Here is an 18,031-nt window from a genome sequence, read left to right on the forward strand (position 1 = left end):
TAGTCTTGACGCTGTGATCAGGCATACGCAGGCCGACGACCGTTCTCGACGAGAGCGGGCCGGACAGGATTTTTATTGGAATTGGTCTGTGCGCAACTGAGTGCGGCGTGGTCGTTTGCAGTATAAACAGCTGCTGACATATGGCGAATCAATTCTCTACCCGGCTTCCTGTAGGAGCTGCCGCAGGCTGCGATCTTTTGATGTTGTTTTTTCAGGATCAAAAGATCGCAGCCTGCGGCAGTTCCTACAGGGACTTGGTGAAAACAAAAAAGGAGTGGGCCGTGCTTGCGACGGCGTTGGTGTTGGTGGCGGCGCTGTTGCACGCGGCGTGGAATACCCTGATCAAGTTCAGTGCGGAGCGGCTGTTGGTGGTGGCCTGCATGGACAGCGTGGCGCTGCTCTTTGTCGCGCTGATGGTGCCGTTCCTGAGCATGCCGCCGCTGGAGATCTGGCCGTGGATCTTGGCCTCGGCGGCGTTCGAGTTGCTCTATCGCTACTTGCTGATCCAGGCCTATCGGGTCGGCGACCTCGGGCTGGTTTATCCGCTGATGCGCGGCCTGTCACCGTTGGTGGTGCTGGCCCTGACACTGATCTTTGCCGGTGAGGTGCTGACCCATCAGCAGATTTTCGGAATCCTGCTGATCCCGTTCGGCATGCTGTGCCTGCTCTGGCAGGGCGGTGGCGGTGCGCGTTTGCCGTGGTCGATGCTGCCGGTGGTGGCGTTGATCGGCCTGTGCATCGGTTGCTACACCTACATCGACGGTCAGGCCTTGCGGCGCTGGTCCCATCCTCTGGATTACCTGGTCTGGGTCACCATGCTCAGCGCCTGGCCGTTTCCATTGTTGGCAGTGGTGCGCAAGCGCCCCGCGTTCATGCTGTTCTGGCGTGAGCAGTGGCGGCTGGGCCTGGCGGTCGGGTTTTGCGTGTTGTTCAGCTACGCTCTGGTGCTGTGGGCGATGCAATTGGGCTCGATTGCAGAAGCGGCAGCGTTGCGCGAGATCAGCGTCATTCTGGTGGTGCTGTTTGGCATGCGTTACCTCAAAGAACCTTTTGGCGGGCCACGCCTCTTAGCCTGTGGGCTGGTGCTGATCGGCATACTGGTGATGAAGTTTTGATCGCCGTTGATGGATTCGATTTTCTACAACTTGAAGAAGGGACTGCGTAATGACGGTTGCTCTGTGGTGCATTTTGATTGCGATCTTCCTGCCGTATCTATGCACGGGTGTCGCAAAGATCAGTGGCGGGTTCCGACTGAAAGACAATCATGATCCACGAGGGTTTCTCGATTCCCTGGAGGGTTTGGGCAAGCGGGCAAATGCGGCGCAGCTGAACAGTTTTGAAGTGACGCCGGCGTTTGCAGCCGCGGTGATCGTGGCGCACCTGGCGGGCAACGCCGAATTGGTGACCATCAATGTGTTGTCGGTGTTGTTCATCACCAGCCGTCTGCTTTTCATCATTTTCTATCTGGCGGACCTGGCGGCGCTGCGGTCATTGATGTGGTTCGTGGGGATGGCGTTGATCGTGAGTTTCTTTGTGGTGTCGGTTTAAGGGCAAAATCAACGGATCGCAGGGCGCCAGTAAGAGCTGGCGAAGCCTGCGATCTTTTGACGTTAAAGTTTGTCCGCCACCTGCGGCACTTGCGGTAACGCCGCACCTTTGGGCCAGAGCATCCAGATCTGCCCCTGCTGTTTCATGTCCCCGGCCAGTTGTCCGGCTGCATCGCCGGTGCCCCAGAACAGATCCGCCCTGACTTCGCCGGCAATCGCGCCGCCGGTGTCCTGCGCTGCTACGGGGCGAACCAGGGCTGTACCGTCCGGTCTGGTGGTGGACAGCCACAGCAGGCTGCCCAGCGGAATTACCTTGCGATCCACGGCTGCGCTGTATCCGGCGGTCAAGGGTACGTTCAACGAACCGCGCGGCCCTTCGTTGCTGTCCGGGTTACGGGTGAAGAACACATAGCTGGGGTTGCTGCCGAGCAGTTCGGGAATCCGCGACGGATTGGCCTTGGCCCAGGTGCTGATGGCACCCATGGTCACGTCTTCTTTTTTCAGCTCGCCCTGTTCCACCAGCCAGCGGCCGATCGGTCGATAGGGATGGCCGTTCTGGTCGGCATAGGCGATGCGCAACTGGCGTCCGTTATCGAGTTGGATACGACCCGAACCCTGGATTTGCAGGAACTGCAGGTTCATCGGATCGGTCAGCCAGGCCACGACCGGTGCCTTGACCCCTTTGCTCTCGATGGTTGCGGCATCGTCGTACGGCTTGAGTACGCGACCTTCAAGTCGACCGCGCAGGCGTTTGCCCTTGAGTTCCGGGTAAATGCTGTCGAGGGCGACGATGATCATATCTTCGGGGACGCCATAGACCGGGACATTGGCCATGCTGGTCTGGGTCAGGCTGCCTGGATAGACCGGCTCGTAGTAGCCGGTGATCAAACCGTTGGGGTTGTCGTTGGCGGCGCGCAGGCCATACACATCGAGGTTTTGTTTGAGAAAGCCGCGAATGTCGCTGGCGGTTTGCGGCACGTTGGCCGCCGCCGCGCAGGTGCCACCCCAGACCGGGTCGGCCTTGAGTCGGGTGCAGGCGCTGCGCCAGGAGCCGAAACCTGCGATCAGGTCGGCGTCGGACACCGCCGGCAGCGCTTCCCATGTAGCGCTGGAGTAAGTGGCCAGGGCATGGGTTTTCGGTTGTTGCTTGTCGCCACCGGTGCAGCCTGCGAGCAGGGCCATCATCGGCAGGGTCCAGGCCAGGCTGTGACGCCATGCCTTGAAACGGCTGTTCATGGAGTGATTCCTTTGCCGGTTGCCTGATCGCTCCATGCGCTCAAGCAACCCTTATTGATAATAGGGCTATTGGTCTTTGCCGATGACACGAGGATACTGGCCGCCGTTTCCCGTGACCTGAAGCCACCATGACTCTTAAAAGACTTTCTGTTGTATTGCTGGCCTGCCTGACATTGTCCGCTTGTGGCGGCGTTGACCCCAACTCGCCGCTCGGTCAGCGCAAGGCCATTTTCAAGCAGATGCTCAAGACCGGCGAAGACCTGGGTGGCATGTTGCGCGGGCGTATCCCGTTCGATGGCCCGAAATTCGCCGAGGGCGCGGTGAAGCTCGATGGGTTGTCCCGTGAGCCGTGGAAACATTTTCCGCAGGTGCGTGAAGAAGATCACACCAGCGCCAAGAGCGATGTCTGGGAGCAGCAGGCACGCTTTCAGGGCATGGCTCGCGATCTTGAATCCGCCACCGGTGAATTGGTGATCGCCAGCCAGATTCAACCCTACAAGGCCAGCAACCTGGGGCCGGCGGTGCAGAAAGTCGAAGATGCTTGCAGTGCGTGTCATAAGGCGTTTCGGGATCATTGATTGGCGTTGTTCGGTCTGACGCCTTCGCGAGCAGGCTCGCTCCCACCGGTGGTCGCATAACCCTGTGGGAGCGAGCCTGCTCGCGAAGACTGCTTTGGCAACACCGAAATCTTTGTTCCTTATTTGTACTTACTTATCCAGCTCATCCAAAGCGTCCTGCAATTCCTTGCGGGCATCGGCGAGCTTGTCTTTGCGCTTGTTGATCTTCTCGGAGTCACCTTTGCTCATGGCCTTGTCGAGGTCCGCCTGACGCTTGCTGACTTCGTGCCTGGCGTCGAGCACCTTGTTTTCCCGCTCCTTCTTCAGCGAGGCGTCGGTGCAGTTGGCTTCGACTTCGCTCAGGGCTTTTTCCAGGCCGGCCTGCTGGTCGGCGTTGCCGTGGACCTTGGCCAATTCGATCTGGTTGATGATACCTTGCTTCTTAGCGGCGCAACCGGACAGCCCCGGCGCTTCCTCGTCCGCCATCAATGGGGTGGCCAGCATGCTGCACAGGGCCAGGAGGGCGAGCGGTGAAAGAAATTTCATAGAAAGCTCCATGTAGGAAGGCCGGCAGGCCGGTGTGGCAATGGCTTGGAGCCCAGCGATCCCCAGGGGTTCCCGGTGGGCACGGGGCTGGCAGCTAAAAGCCGTCAATCCCCGTTTCACGTAACGTTTCACTCAAGGCCAGGACCTGCGGATCGCGGAAAAAAGCGCTCAGTTGCGCCGCGCGTCCCGGCCCGATACCGACCTCGGCTCGCCATTGTTCGATGTCTCGCTGTGCCAGCGTCTGCCATGAATCGCCGAGAGGCACCGGACCTGCAGGCGGCAATCCCAAGGCTTTCAGCCAGTGCGCGAACGGGCGTTGCCGGGCCTGGTTGAAGCTGTCTGCAAGACGAGTCGCGCTGCGCTCGCCGAAACCGTCAATGGTAGCAAGCTCTTGGGCATCAAGGGTCAACCAATCCAGCACACCGTTCAGGCGACCTGTTGCAAGAAGTTTTTCCCAAGTGCCCGGACCGACATTGGGCAGTGCCAGACCCTGTTTGCCGCTGAGCCAGGTCAGGCGTGCGAGAAATTGGCCCTCACAACCCGGAGTCGGTTGCCAGCAGCTCAATGAATGAAAGTCCGCTGCCTTCGGCACGGTCAATTCGACACGCTCGCTGCTGCGCAACACGACGTCATCGAGCCTGGGAATGGTCAGCCCGGCCAGGCTGATGGCGACCTGATCACCCGGACGTATGTCCATTGCCCGCCAGCGTTGCAGCGAGCTGACGCTGACGCGTTTGATCTGCCGGTCATCGAGCGTCACCGGGGTCAGTTCCAGTACCGGAGTGATTCGCCCGGTCCGGCCGATTTTGAAGTGAACCTGGCGGACTTCGGCCAGTGCCTGGGCGAACGGATATTTCCAGGCGATGGCCCAGTAGGGTGGGCGGGCTTGCCAGCGTTCGGCGGCCGGGCGCTGGTTCTGGCGCAGGACGATGCCGTCGCTGGCAAAGGGCAGGGAGGCGCGATACCAGTGTTCGCGCCAGCGTTCGGCATCGCTGACGGAGGCGATTGGCTGGCTGTATGCCGTGGTACTGGGGAAGCCCAGCGCCGTCAGAGCTGCGGCCTGGGTGGGTGTGCTTGCCGGCCCTTGGGGCCAGTCCCAGACAAACAGGTCGATGCCGGCGGCCTGTTCGGTGCTCAAGACCTTGCGCGCCATCAGACCCGCCACTGTGGCGCGGGCGTTGAGGCTGCCGGCGCGGGCCTGCGCATGATCGGTCAGGCGCCAATACAGCTCACCTTGCACGAGCAGATCACGAGGCTCGGATAGCTGCTGCGGGATGGCCGGAATCTGTCGTGCCGGAGTGGTCCAGTCCTGGCCACTCTCGCCGTCGCCGCGGCTGATGGCCTGGGTCAGCAGACCATTACGGTAAACCAGGGTCACCGCCACCCCGTCGATTTTGGGCTGAGCCCAAACGTCCACCCGGTCACGCAGCCATTTTTCGACGGAAGGCCGATCATGCAGTTTGCCCAGACCGGTGTGGGCGATGGGGTGGGGCAGCGTGCCGCGCGCAGTGCGCAAGGGGTCTGCGGGCGGGTTCAGGTTGAAGCACTGGCGCCATTGAGTGAGTCGCGCGCGGGACTGGTCGTAGAGTTCATCGGCGACCAGTGATTGTCCCTGACGGTGATAGCTGTCGTCCCATAAGTCGATCTGCTGTTGCAGTCTGCCGACTTCCTTCAGGGCGCGTTCGGATGGCCAGTCCGGGCACTCGGTGGCGCTGGCATTCAGGCAGGCAAGGGTCAGCAGGGCGGCGAAAAACAGGCGCAGGTCGGGAAGCATCTTGAGCGTCCTTGCTCGGTGGAGTGCGTTAAGGCTAGGTCAGTATCTGTCGGTGCAGCGAGGGGGTGTTTTGCCGGGTATTTCCGGTGGCCTTGCTGGCCTCTTCGCGAGCAGGCTCGCTCCCACAGGGTTGTGAGTTAGTCAGAACACCACCGTCCGCAGTGGGAGCGAGCCTGCTCGCGAAGGCGGTCTTGCGGTCTGAAGCGCAAGCCAATAAAAAGCCCCGCAAGGCGCGAACCGTGCGGGGCTTCGGGTGTTGCGGGGAAGTCTTACAGGCCGGCAGCAGAACGCAGGGCGTCGGCGCGGTCGGTTTTTTCCCAGGTGAACGTGGTGAAGGTGTCGTCACCAACGGTCTTGGTTGCCGGGGTGCGACCGAAGTGGCCGTACGCAGCGGTTTCCTGGTACATCGGGTGCAGCAGGTCGAGCATGGTGGTGATCGCGTATGGACGCAGGTCGAACACTTCGCGAACCAGTTTGACGATCTTGTCGTCGCTGATCTTGCCGGTGCCGAAGGTGTTCAACGAAATCGAAGTCGGTTGGGCAACGCCGATCGCGTAGGAAACCTGGATCTCGCAACGCTCGGCCAGGCCGGCGGCAACGATGTTCTTGGCCACGTAACGACCGGCGTAGGCTGCCGAACGGTCAACCTTCGATGGATCTTTACCGGAGAACGCGCCACCGCCGTGACGGGCCATGCCGCCGTAGCTGTCGACGATGATCTTGCGACCGGTCAGGCCGCAGTCACCCACCGGGCCGCCAATGATGAACTGGCCGGTCGGGTTGATGTGGAACTGGGTGTCCTTGCTCAGCAGTTCGGCAGGCAGCACGTGCTTGACGATCAACTCCATCACGCCTTCGCGCAGGTCGTTGTACGACACTTCCGGGTTGTGCTGGGTCGACAGTACGACCGCGTCGATACCGACAACCTTGCCGTTTTCGTAGCGGCAGGTCACTTGCGACTTGGCGTCCGGACGCAGCCAAGGCAGCAGGCCGGATTTGCGGGCTTCGGCCTGGCGCTGCACCAGCTGGTGCGAGAAGGTGATAGGCGCAGGCATCAGCACGTCGGTTTCGTTGCTGGCGTAGCCGAACATCAGGCCCTGGTCGCCGGCACCCTGATCTTCAGGCTTGGCACGGTCGACGCCCTGGTTGATGTCAGGGGACTGCTTGCCGATGATGTTCATCACGCCGCAGGTCGCGCCGTCGAAGCCGACGTCGGAGCTGGTGTAGCCGATGTCGGTGATCACGTCACGAACGATCTGCTCCAGGTCAACCCAGGCCGAAGTGGTGACTTCGCCGGCGATGATGGCCACGCCCGTTTTCACCAGAGTCTCGCACGCCACACGGGCGAACTTGTCTTCAGCAATGATGGCGTCCAGCACCGCATCAGAAATCTGGTCGGCGATTTTGTCCGGATGCCCTTCAGACACGGACTCGGAGGTGAAAAGGGAGTATTCGCTCATCTCGATGTTTTCCTGAAATTACCGATGGTGAGTGTCGCCAGCCGGTCGCTGAAAGTGGCGGACCTGGATCTGGAAACCATTACGTAAGCCTACATAGAGGCTTTCCCCGGGAACGAGTCCCGCAGCGGTGGCCCAACGGGCCAGATCGTCCTGTTCAAACCCCAGCCAGAGATCACCGCAGGCCTCCTTGGCCCAACTCTGGTTGTGGCTACATAACTCTGTCACCAACAGGCTACCGCCTGGTTGCAGCAAGTGGGCCATGTGCTTGAGCGCATCGGCCGGCGCGGCAAAATGATGCAGCACCATGTTCAGTACCACGCAATCGGCCTTGAGGCTGACGCCGTTCAATGCATCGGCCAGTTGCAGGCTGACGTTAGTCAGCTTGTCGCGTTCGCAGACCTGGCGCGCCAGTTCGAGCATCGCGGTGCTGTTGTCCAGCGCCGTGACCTGTGAGAAGCGGCGCGCCAGTTCCGGCAGGAATGCGCCATCGCCGGGGCCGACTTCAATGGCCGTGGCGTCTTTGCCCAGGCTCAACTTGTCGAGCAGGGCCACCACGCTTTCGCGGTACTGCGGCAGGCCGGCGATCAAGTCTTGCTGGGCGCGAAACTTCTCCGCTACCCGTGAGAAAAAGTCCTGGCTGGCGGCTGCTCGTTGCCCGTGGACCTGGGCGATGCGCGCCTGCACATCGGCCGGCAGCGTCAGGTTGTCCACTTCTTCGAGCAGGGCTGCGTGCAATTTGCCGCCCAGCAGTTCGGTGTGGGGCAGGGCGCGACGGTAAAAAATCGCATTGCCTTCGCGACGCGTTGCCACCAGGCCGGCCTGGGCCAGTACCTTGAGGTGGTGGCTCATACCTGACTGGCCGATACCGAAGATCTGCGCCAGTTCCAGCACGCCAAACGAATCGTTGGCCAGTGCGCGCAAAACATTCAACCGCAGGGGATCGCCGCCAGCCTTGCACAAGGCCGCCAGCTCATCGCAATCGTCATGCTGAATGGAGGGCACGCGTAAATTCATAAGGCCGGCAGTCTAGTCACGGGTCGAAGGCATCGCAAGAGCAATATCAAAAAGTTTTGATATTGCTCGATAGATGGCACTTCTTGACGTTAGCTTCAGTCAACAAACGAACAGCGGAAAGGTTTCATCAGGCGAATACGTTGTTATCCATTGGAAAAACGCCTTCAGATGACTATCTGTCATTGCCCCGAGGCGGCCGGGTGAGGGAAAATGCTCGCCTTTTTTCCGTTTCGTTTTATTCAAGTCCCCCAGGAGAACAGCGATGCCTAGCCGTCGTGAGCGTGCCAACGCCATTCGTGCCCTCAGCATGGATGCCGTGCAAAAAGCCAACAGCGGCCATCCCGGTGCCCCAATGGGTATGGCGGATATCGCCGAGGTACTTTGGCGCGACTACCTCAAGCACAACCCGAGCAATCCATCGTTCGCCGACCGTGACCGCTTCGTGCTGTCCAACGGCCACGGCTCGATGCTGATCTACTCGCTGCTGCACCTGACCGGCTACGACCTGTCGATTGATGACCTCAAGCAGTTCCGTCAACTGCACAGCCGCACCCCGGGCCACCCGGAACTCGGCTACACCCCGGGCGTGGAAACCACCACCGGTCCACTGGGCCAGGGCCTGGCCAACGCCGTGGGTTTTGCCCTGGCTGAAAAAGTCATGGCGGCGCAGTTCAACCGTCCTGGCCACAATATCGTCGACCACCACACCTATGTGTTCCTGGGTGATGGCTGCATGATGGAAGGCATTTCCCACGAAGTCGCTTCCCTGGCCGGTACCCTGGGCCTGGGCAAGCTGATCGCCTTCTACGATGACAACGGCATCTCCATCGACGGCGAAGTCGAAGGCTGGTTCACCGACGACACGCCGAAGCGTTTCGAATCCTACAACTGGCAAGTGATCCGCAACGTCGACGGTCACGACCCGGAAGAGATCAAGACCGCGATCGACACTGCACGCAAAAGCGCGCAGCCAACCCTGATCTGCTGCAAGACCACCATCGGCTTCGGTTCGCCGAACAAGCAAGGCAAGGAAGACTGCCACGGCGCCCCACTGGGTGACGCGGAAATCGCCCTGACCCGTGCGGCGCTGAAGTGGAACCACGGCCCGTTCGAAATCCCGGCGGACATCTACGCCGAGTGGGACGCCAAAGAAGCAGGCAAGGCTGTCGAAGCCGAATGGGACCAGCGTTTCGCTGCCTACTCCGCTGCGTTCCCGACTGAAGCCAACGAACTGGTGCGTCGCCTGAGCGGTGACCTGCCAGCCGACTTCAGCGAAAAAGCCGCGGCTTACATCGCTGAAGTGGCCGCCAAGGGCGAAACCATCGCCAGCCGTAAAGCCAGCCAGAATGCCCTGAACGCATTTGGCCCGCTGCTGCCCGAGTTCCTCGGCGGTTCGGCTGACCTGGCCGGTTCCAACCTGACCCTGTGGAAAGGCTGCAAAGGCGTCACCGCCGAAGACGCCAGCGGCAACTACATGTACTACGGCGTGCGCGAGTTCGGCATGACCGCGATCATGAACGGCGTTGCCCTGCACGGCGGCCTGGTACCTTACGGCGCGACCTTCCTGATGTTCATGGAATACGCCCGCAACGCAGTGCGCATGTCGGCCCTGATGAAGCAGCGTGTGATCCACGTCTACACCCACGACTCCATCGGTCTGGGCGAAGACGGCCCGACCCACCAGCCAATCGAGCAACTGGCCAGCCTGCGCTGCACGCCGAACCTCGACACCTGGCGTCCAGCCGACGCCGTTGAATCGGCGGTGTGCTGGAAGTACGCGCTGGAGCGCAAGGACGGTCCTTCGGCCCTGATCTTCTCCCGTCAGAACCTGCAGCACCAAACCCGTGATGCCGGCCAGATCGCCGACATCAGCCGCGGTGGTTATGTGCTGAAGGACTGCGCAGGCGAGCCTGAGCTGATCCTGATCGCTACCGGTTCGGAAGTCGGCCTGGCTGTTCAGGCCTTCGACAAACTGACCGAGCAGGGCCGCAAGGTTCGCGTGGTTTCCATGCCGTGCACCAGCGTGTTCGATGCCCAGGACGCCGGCTACAAGCAATCGGTCCTGCCGTTGCAGGTCAGCGCACGTATTGCCATCGAGGCCGCTCACGCGGACTACTGGTACAAGTACGTGGGGCTGGAAGGCCGTGTGATCGGCATGACCACCTACGGCGAGTCAGCACCTGCGTCAGCCCTGTTCGAAGAGTTCGGCTTCACCCTGGAAAACATCCTGGGTCAGGCAGAAGAGCTGCTGGAAGACTAAAACACGACGCGGTGGCCCAGACCACCGCGATCCCCTGTAGGAGCTGTCGTAGGCTGCGATCTTTTGATCTTGATCTTAAAAGGATCAAAAGATCGCAGCCTGCGGCAGCTCCTACAGAGGGTGTGTTGTTAGCGAAAATTCGTCTGACTGCGTCTATCGAGAAACCCATGCCTCAACCGCGTCCCTACAAAGTTGCACTCAACGGCTACGGCCGGATTGGTCGTTGCGTCTTGCGTGCGTTGTTCGAGCGAGGCGACAAGGCCGGGTTTGAAATCGTCGCGATCAACGATCTGGCGGACATGGCCAGCATCGAATACCTGACACGCTTCGACTCCACCCATGGCCGGTTCCCCGGCGAAGTGAAGGTCGATGGCGATTGTCTGCATATTAATGGCGACTGCGTGAAGGTCCTGCGCAGTGCCACCCCCGAAGGCATTGATTGGGCATCCCTGGGCATCGATCTGGTGCTGGAGTGCTCCGGCGCTTACCACACCCGCGAAGACGGCCAGCGTTTCCTCGACGCCGGCGCCCCGCGTGTGCTGTTTTCCCAGCCGATGGCCAGCGAGACCGATGTCGACGCCACCATCGTCTACGGCGTGAACCAGGATTGCCTGACCGGCGATGAACTGCTGGTGTCCAACGCGTCCTGCACCACCAACTGCGGCGTGCCGCTGTTGCGCCTGCTGAATCAGGCCATTGGCCTGGATTACGTATCGATCACCACCATTCACTCGGCGATGAACGATCAGCCGGTTATCGATGCCTATCACCACGAAGACCTGCGCCGTACCCGTTCGGCGTTCCAGTCGGTGATTCCGGTGTCCACCGGTCTGGCGCGTGGTATCGAACGCCTGTTGCCGGAACTTGCCGGACGAATTCAGGCCAAAGCCGTGCGGGTGCCGACGGTCAACGTGTCCTGCCTCGATATCACGATGCAGACCGCCACCGCGACCGACGCCGCCGAGGTCAACCGGATCCTGCGCGAAGCCGCCACCAGCGGCCCGCTCAAAGGCCTGCTGGCTTACACCGAGTTACCCCACGCAAGCTGTGATTTCAACCATGACCCACATTCGGCAATTGTCGATGCCAGTCAGACCCGCGTTTCCGGCCCACGGCTGGTGAACATCCTGGCCTGGTTCGACAACGAATGGGGTTTTGCCAACCGAATGCTGGACGTTGCAGAACACTATCTGCAAACAGCAACTTCAAAAAAACCGTAGGAAGTGCGACCCATGACCGTGTTGAAGATGTCCGACCTCGATCTGCAAGGTAAGCGCGTATTGATCCGCGAAGACCTCAACGTCCCAGTCAAGGACGGTGTTGTCACCAGCGATGCGCGTATCCTGGCCTCGCTGCCGACCATCAAGCTGGCCCTGGAAAAAGGCGCGGCCGTGATGGTCTGCTCGCACCTTGGTCGTCCGACCGAAGGTGAGTTCTCGGCCGAGAACAGCCTCAAGCCAGTCGCCGACTACCTGAGCCGTGCCCTGGGCCGTGAAGTGCCGCTGGTGGCCGATTACCTGGGCGGCGTCGACGTGAAAGCCGGCGACATCGTGCTGTTCGAAAACGTGCGCTTCAACAAAGGAGAGAAAAAGAACGCCGACGAACTGGCCCAGCAATATGCCGCCCTGTGCGACGTGTTCGTGATGGACGCCTTCGGCACCGCTCACCGTGCCGAGGGTTCGACCCACGGCGTGGCCAAGTTCGCCAAAGTCGCCGCTGCCGGCCCGCTGCTGGCCGCTGAGCTGGACGCACTGGGCAAGGCCCTGGGCGCCCCGGCCCAGCCGATGGCGGCCATCGTTGCCGGCTCCAAGGTGTCGACCAAACTCGACGTACTGAACAGCCTGAGCCAGATCTGCGATCAGTTGATCGTCGGCGGCGGCATTGCCAACACCTTCCTGGCCGCTGCTGGTCACCCGGTCGGCAAGTCGCTGTACGAGCCGGACCTGCTCGACACCGCTCGCGCCATCGCCGCCAAAGTCAGCGTGCCGCTGCCAGTGGACGTAGTGGTTGCCAAGGAATTCGCGGAAAGCGCCGCTGCGACCGTCAAGCTGATCGCTGACGTCGCTGCCGACGACATGATCCTGGACATCGGCCCGCAGACCGCGGCGAACTTCGCCGAACTGCTGAAATCGTCCAAGACCATCCTGTGGAATGGTCCGGTCGGCGTGTTCGAATTCGACCAGTTCGGCAATGGCACCAAAGTGCTGGCCCAGGCCATCGCAGACAGCGCGGCGTTCTCCATTGCCGGCGGTGGCGACACCCTGGCTGCCATCGACAAATATGGCGTGGCCGAGCAGATCTCCTACATTTCTACCGGTGGCGGTGCGTTCCTCGAGTTCGTCGAAGGCAAGGTGTTGCCAGCCGTTGAAGTCCTGGAAAGCCGGGCCAAGGCCTGAGGGTCGCCCGTTTGACCAGGCAAGGGAGTGTTGAAATGGTCAAGACGTTAGCGTTGTTGATCGTCGCAGGTTCGCTGGTGGCGTGCGGGAGTAACCCGAAGGCCACTGCGGAACCGGCGCCGTCCGAGTCGGACAAGGGCTGCTATCAGGCCGACTGGCAGGCCGAAACCAACCCGGTGCTCAACAAGCGTTCCGGGCCGGAAGGCCTGGACAAATACGAGACCCGGACGCCCGCCAAGGAACATGGCTGCCCTTGACGGGTCTGACTCATTACTCAGGGCTGGCAGCGTGCGCCGCCAGTCGAGGGACACGGATGAAAGGTTTTATCGCCGTTACGGCGCTGGCGCTGTTGGCCGGTTGTGCTCAGATAAATCAGTTGAACCCGTTCCAGTCGTCCGCACCTGTGGATAACTGGACCACCTGGACCTGCGACAGCCAGGCCAAAGTGCTGTGGCGCTACACCGACGACAGCCGCAAGGAAGTCGACGTGCGACTGGGCGGTGCCGATCAGGTCTACCGCTTGAAGCAGGAACCGGGTGCATCGGGCTCGCTTTACAGCAATGACATGCTGGCGTTCCACATAAAAGGTGAGGAAGGCCTGGTTTACTGGGTCGCCACCAATGATTTGATCGGCCGTGGCTGTAAGGCTGATTAACACGATTGATTTGACGTACAGAGATCCAAATGTGGGAGCGGGCTTGCTCGCGAAAGCGGTGGATCAGCTTGCATAGATGTTGAATGTTGAGCCGCATTCGCGAGCAAGCCCGCTCCCACAAGGGTTCTATGCAGTTGTTGAGATTTTGGCATCACCCGAATTCGCAGCCCGGGCTCACCCCCGATCTGCAATAACTTGAATAGCCGCCGCCGCTACGGCAGGCTGGCACGATTAACGACCCTCAACCGGGAGAGACACACACAATGGCACTTATCAGCATGCGCCAGATGCTGGACCACGCAGCCGAGTTCGGCTACGGCGTTCCAGCCTTCAACGTCAACAACCTTGAGCAGATGCGCGCCATCATGGAAGCCGCTGACAAGACTGACTCCCCGGTGATCGTCCAGGCTTCGGCCGGTGCTCGCAAATACGCCGGTGCACCGTTCCTGCGTCACCTGATCCTGGCGGCAATCGAAGAGTTCCCGCACATCCCGGTGTGCATGCACCAGGACCACGGCACTAGCCCTGACGTCTGCCAGCGCTCCATTCAACTGGGCTTCAGCTCGGTGATGATGGACGGTTCCCTGGGCGAAGACGGCAAGACCCCGACCGACTACGACTACAACGTGCGCGTCACCCAACAGACCGTGGCCATGGCTCACGCCTGCGGCGTCTCGGTAGAAGGTGAGCTGGGTTGCCTGGGTTCGCTGGAAACCGGTATGGCCGGTGAAGAAGACGGCATCGGCGCCGAAGGCGTTCTGGATCACAGCCAGATGCTGACCGACCCGGAAGAAGCCGCTGACTTCGTAAAACGCACTCAGGTTGATGCCCTGGCCATTGCCATTGGTACCAGCCACGGCGCCTACAAGTTCACCAAGCCGCCTACCGGTGACGTGCTGGCGATCGACCGCATCAAGGAAATCCACAAGCGCATTCCGAACACTCACCTGGTGATGCACGGTTCGTCTTCGGTTCCGCAAGAGTGGCTGGCGATCATCAACCAGTACGGCGGCGACATCAAGGAAACCTACGGCGTACCGGTTGAAGAAATCGTCGAAGGCATCAAGCACGGCGTGCGCAAGGTCAACATCGACACCGACCTGCGCCTGGCATCCACTGGCGCCATGCGTCGCCTGATGGCCACCAACCCGAGCGAATTCGACCCGCGTAAATTCTTCGGCGCCACCGTCACCGCCATGCGCGACGTGTGCATCGCTCGCTACGAAGCTTTCGGTACTGCCGGTAATGCATCGAAGATCAAGGCGATCTCGCTGGAAGGTATGTATCAGCGTTACCTCAAAGGTGAGTTGAACGCTAAGGTCAACTAAGACCCTCAGCGTTTCAGTCGCACAAAAAACCCGCAGAAATGCGGGTTTTTTGTGAGCGCAAATTCAAAAGATCACAGCCACAGTTCCCTGTAGGAGCTGCCGAAGGCTGCGATCTTTTCAACGGTAATGTTATTGATTGTGATCGATATCCAGCTTGCTGAAGGTCACTTTCCCGCCTTCAGTGGTGTACCCGGTATTGTCCTGCACATAGACCCCGGCCTTGAAGTACAGCGGCTTGTCGCGCCAGGTTGTGCTGATTTGCGTATCCCATTGATAGCCTGCCGCGCTGATACCCAAGGCGCCACCGGGGCTTAGGTGAATGAGGTAGTTGAACTCCTGGTCGAGTTTCACCCCTGTCGCAACGATGATCACCCGGCCTGTATCGTCATCGGGATGCATCCGGACCTTGGCGACGATATTGCCGGTGGCGGTACTGGTTTTGTATTGGTACTCGACCTTCACCAGCGGTTTCTGGCTTTGATAGGCATGGATCTGGCCGATGACGATTTTCCCGGAACTCGGCACCTGGTTCACAGCCAGCGTGGCATACAACAAATTGTCGGCATCCGGGTAATACCAGTTTTTCAATGTGCCGTTGCTGTAGGTTTCACGTAATTCGGTGCGCGGATAAATCGCGTTTTCGGTACGGGAGCCGGTCACGGGCGACCAGAAAAACAATGTGCCGGTGTCGGAGTGGAAGTATTGATCCTTGAAACCATCCACCAGCTTGGAGGTTTCGACAGTGTACGGCGGGCTGCCGACGGGGACGCTGAGGTTCCAGGTTGCGAGGTCGATCATGTCGGTTCTTCCGCTTGATTCATGCTGCACGGACGTGCCACTAGCTCTAGACCGCGCCTTTGGGGCGGCCTTTATAAGCGTAGCGAGGTTTTTTGTTAATGCTTGTCTGACGGGTGGTTGACGTCAACATCCTGTCGAAATTCCATCTTTCCCGGTTTTATGGGGCTGAGCCATCGACCGTTAGTCGGCAAAAAGTCACAATGGTGAATGCTGGCTCACTGACACCTTCTGCTTTTGCAGAACCGGGTCTAGAGTGAAGGCACAGTATTTGTCCGGTTTTCACGAGAAACCGGCCTGACGCCCCGCAATTAGAGAAGCAGCATGGAATGCGCGCAACCCACGCCAGTAGACGGCGGCTCAACCCTTTTAGTCGTAGACGATTACCCTGAAAACCTGATCAGCATGCGTGCGTTGTTACAGCGCCAGGGCTGGCGGGTCATTACTGCCACCTCGGGATTCGAGGCCCTCGGCTTGTTGCTGGAGCACGATATCGACCTGGTGCTGCTGGACGTGCAGATGCCGGGCATGGACGGTTATGAAGTGGCGCGCCTGATGCGCGGTAGCCAGCGGACCCGTCTCACGCCGATCATTTTCCTGACCGCCAATGAACAGTCCCAGGACGCGGTTATCAAGGGCTATGCCAGCGGTGCGGTGGATTACCTGTTCAAGCCGTTCGACCCGCAGATCTTCACGCCCAAGGTCCAGGCGTTGCTCGAACACCAGCGCAACCGCCGGGCCTTGCAGCGCTTGAGTCATGATCTGGAATCCGCCCGGGCCTTTAATGCATCGGTGCTGGATAACGCGGCCGAAGGCATTCTGGTATTGGGGGAGGACGGCCTGATTCGTTTTGCCAATCCGGCGATGTCGCGGCTGCTCAATGCCCCGGTGCAGGAACTGCAAGGCAAGGAGTTTCTGGACTATCTGCAAAAGCCCCATATCCCGGTCTGGGCCGATTCCGAGTTTTTCACGGGCTACAAACGTGGCGAAACCTTGCGCCTGCACGATGCCTTGCTGCGTACGACGCGCGGCCAGCAGGTGCCGGTGGCCTTGTCCTGTGCGCCATTGCCTGCCGAGCAACATGCAATGGTAGTGACCGTGCTGGACATGTCGGTGGTGCGCCATCTGCATCAGCAGCTGGAGTTTCAGGCGGTCACCGATCCGCTGACCGGATTGCTCAACCGCCGCGGTTTCTACCAGACCGTAGAGAACCTGCTGTTGCGCGGTGAGCGTACCGACAGTTCCTGGGTCTTGATGTATCTGGACCTCGACGGCTTCAAGCGCGTCAATGATTCGCTCGGCCACGATGCCGGCGATCGGGTGCTGCGCTGGGTCTCCGAACAGTTGAAGGCATGCTTGCGGCCCTTCGACATCCTGGCGCGGATGGGCGGCGATGAATTCACCGCGCTGCTGGATCTGGAGGTCCCCGAGCAAGCGGCGAAGATTGCCGAGAAGCTCATCGAGCGCGTGTCGATCTGTCAGCAGGTCGACGGCCTCGATATCGCCCTGGGTGCCAGCATCGGCATTGCTACGTTCCCCGATTGTGGCGCCAATCTCGACGGGATGCTGCGGGCGGCCGACATCGCCATGTACGAAGCCAAGCGTGCCGGTCGTCAGCAATACCGCTTCTACGATCACGAAATGAACGGTCGGGCGCGCTCGCGGCTGATGCTCGAGGAAAGTGTGCGCACGGCCATCGAGAACCGGGATTTCAACCTGGTGTATCAGCCTCAGGTTGCGATTGCGGACGGGCGGATTCGTGGCTTCGAGGCCTTGCTGCGCTGGCAGCATCCGAGCGTTGGCGACGTGCCGCCGGGGCTGTTTTTGCCATTGCTGGAAGAGGCGCGGCTGATCAGTCGGCTGGGCAGCTGGATCTACCACCGCAGCGCCGGGCAGCGCAAAGCCTGGGAAACCCTGTTCACCGAGGATCTGGTGCTCGGCGTCAGCTTGAGCAGTACGCAGTTCGGCATGCCCAACCTGGTCACCGAACTGCGCCAGGTGCTGGAGCGCCATGGCTTGCAGCCGCGTCATCTGGAGGTCGAGGTCACGGAAGAGGCCTTGATGCATCACCCCGAGGAAACTCGCAAGCAATTACGCCTGTTGCACAATCTGGGCGTACGAGTGGCATTGGATGACTTCGGGGCCGGCCCGTGCTCCCTGTCGCACCTGCGCGACCTGGAGCTGGACACCCTCAAGCTCGACCGGCATTTGATAGCCCGGTTGCCGGACTCGGTACGGGATGCGGCGCTGGTGCGCAGTGTGATCGACTTGTGCAAACAGTTCGGGGTGCTGGTGATTGCCGAAGGGGTGGAAACCGTCGCGCAGTATGAATGGCTGCGGGCCAACGGCTGCGAATATGTGCAAGGCTTCCTGGTGGCCCGACCGATGATGGCCGAGGACGCCGGGGTCTTTGTCCAGCCGTTTGACTGGAGCGCGCTGCCCCGCTGAATTCGCTACACTGGC

16 protein-coding genes are annotated in these 18,031 nt (G+C 60.5%); 10 read left to right on the forward strand and 6 right to left on the reverse strand.

Annotation, left to right across the window (positions count from 1 at the left end):
- Positions 1-281: 281 nt before the first annotated feature.
- Positions 282-1,115 (forward strand): EamA family transporter, encoded by an 834-nt coding sequence (locus KW846_RS02415; RefSeq protein WP_218481193.1) that lies wholly within the window; start codon positions 282-284, stop codon positions 1,113-1,115.
- 49 nt (positions 1,116-1,164) lie between these two features.
- On the forward strand, positions 1,165-1,548 hold the full coding sequence (locus tag KW846_RS02420; protein ID WP_007975455.1) for an MAPEG family protein: 384 nt from the start codon (positions 1,165-1,167) through the stop codon (positions 1,546-1,548).
- Positions 1,549-1,610: 62 nt separating this feature from the next.
- Here the strand turns inward: KW846_RS02420 and KW846_RS02425 are convergent, their stop codons facing one another.
- A complete protein-coding gene (locus KW846_RS02425) occupies positions 1,611-2,783 on the reverse strand; it encodes a murein transglycosylase A (RefSeq protein ID WP_218481194.1) in 1,173 nt (390 codons plus the stop codon).
- A 128-nt stretch (positions 2,784-2,911) separates the two neighbouring features.
- Here KW846_RS02425 and KW846_RS02430 point away from each other — a divergent pair, with 128 nt between their 5' ends.
- Positions 2,912-3,361 (forward strand): cytochrome c, encoded by a 450-nt coding sequence (locus KW846_RS02430; protein ID WP_104450104.1) that lies wholly within the window; start codon positions 2,912-2,914, stop codon positions 3,359-3,361.
- A 129-nt stretch (positions 3,362-3,490) separates the two neighbouring features.
- On the opposite strand, the gene KW846_RS02435 is transcribed toward KW846_RS02430, so the two are convergent.
- The 4 genes from KW846_RS02435 to KW846_RS02450 all read right to left on the reverse strand — a co-directional run bounded on the left by KW846_RS02435 (position 3,491) and on the right by KW846_RS02450 (position 8,134).
- Positions 3,491-3,886 (reverse strand): DUF1090 domain-containing protein, encoded by a 396-nt coding sequence (locus KW846_RS02435; protein ID WP_218481195.1) that lies wholly within the window; start codon positions 3,884-3,886, stop codon positions 3,491-3,493.
- A gap of 94 nt (positions 3,887-3,980) precedes the next feature.
- Positions 3,981-5,660: an NAD-dependent DNA ligase LigB gene (gene ligB, locus KW846_RS02440; RefSeq protein ID WP_218481196.1), complete on the reverse strand. Its 1,680-nt coding sequence runs from the start codon at positions 5,658-5,660 to the stop codon at positions 3,981-3,983.
- Between the two features lie 269 nt (positions 5,661-5,929).
- Complete coding sequence (metK, locus tag KW846_RS02445; protein WP_007975460.1) at positions 5,930-7,120, reverse strand: methionine adenosyltransferase; 1,191 nt, start codon at positions 7,118-7,120, stop codon at positions 5,930-5,932.
- Positions 7,121-7,138: 18 nt separating this feature from the next.
- The gene (locus tag KW846_RS02450) at positions 7,139-8,134 is read right to left on the reverse strand and encodes a metalloregulator ArsR/SmtB family transcription factor (RefSeq protein WP_102699239.1); all 996 of its coding nucleotides are present in this window, start codon (positions 8,132-8,134) and stop codon (positions 7,139-7,141) included.
- A gap of 262 nt (positions 8,135-8,396) precedes the next feature.
- Here KW846_RS02450 and tkt point away from each other — a divergent pair, with 262 nt between their 5' ends.
- The 6 genes from tkt to fba all read left to right on the forward strand — a co-directional run bounded on the left by tkt (position 8,397) and on the right by fba (position 14,773).
- Positions 8,397-10,394 carry a transketolase gene (gene tkt, locus KW846_RS02455; RefSeq protein ID WP_116579597.1) on the forward strand — a complete coding sequence of 666 codons (1,998 nt, stop codon included), beginning with the start codon at positions 8,397-8,399 and terminating at the stop codon, positions 10,392-10,394.
- A 167-nt stretch (positions 10,395-10,561) separates the two neighbouring features.
- Positions 10,562-11,614: an erythrose-4-phosphate dehydrogenase gene (gene epd / locus KW846_RS02460; RefSeq protein ID WP_218481197.1), complete on the forward strand. Its 1,053-nt coding sequence runs from the start codon at positions 10,562-10,564 to the stop codon at positions 11,612-11,614.
- Positions 11,615-11,626: 12 nt separating this feature from the next.
- Positions 11,627-12,790, forward strand: a complete 1,164-nt coding sequence (locus KW846_RS02465) for a phosphoglycerate kinase (protein ID WP_007975464.1) — start codon at positions 11,627-11,629, stop codon at positions 12,788-12,790.
- A gap of 35 nt (positions 12,791-12,825) precedes the next feature.
- Positions 12,826-13,047 carry a hypothetical protein gene (locus KW846_RS02470; RefSeq protein WP_007975465.1) on the forward strand — a complete coding sequence of 74 codons (222 nt, stop codon included), beginning with the start codon at positions 12,826-12,828 and terminating at the stop codon, positions 13,045-13,047.
- 56 nt (positions 13,048-13,103) lie between these two features.
- Positions 13,104-13,445, forward strand: a complete 342-nt coding sequence (locus KW846_RS02475) for an MliC family protein (protein WP_218481198.1) — start codon at positions 13,104-13,106, stop codon at positions 13,443-13,445.
- A 263-nt stretch (positions 13,446-13,708) separates the two neighbouring features.
- Positions 13,709-14,773, forward strand: coding sequence for a class II fructose-bisphosphate aldolase (gene fba / locus KW846_RS02480; RefSeq protein WP_007981624.1), 1,065 nt, complete (start codon positions 13,709-13,711; stop codon positions 14,771-14,773).
- Positions 14,774-14,902: 129 nt separating this feature from the next.
- Here the strand turns inward: fba and KW846_RS02485 are convergent, their stop codons facing one another.
- Positions 14,903-15,571 carry a polysaccharide lyase family 7 protein gene (locus tag KW846_RS02485; RefSeq protein WP_218481199.1) on the reverse strand — a complete coding sequence of 223 codons (669 nt, stop codon included), beginning with the start codon at positions 15,569-15,571 and terminating at the stop codon, positions 14,903-14,905.
- Positions 15,572-15,892: 321 nt separating this feature from the next.
- Between KW846_RS02485 and KW846_RS02490 the strand changes: the two genes are divergently transcribed.
- Complete coding sequence (locus KW846_RS02490; protein WP_218481200.1) at positions 15,893-18,016, forward strand: bifunctional diguanylate cyclase/phosphodiesterase; 2,124 nt, start codon at positions 15,893-15,895, stop codon at positions 18,014-18,016.
- The last annotated feature ends 15 nt before the right edge of the window (positions 18,017-18,031 follow it).

It is taken from the genome of Pseudomonas sp. PDM32, from assembly GCF_019219225.1.
Taxonomy (GTDB): domain Bacteria; phylum Pseudomonadota; class Gammaproteobacteria; order Pseudomonadales; family Pseudomonadaceae; genus Aquipseudomonas; species Aquipseudomonas laurylsulfatiphila.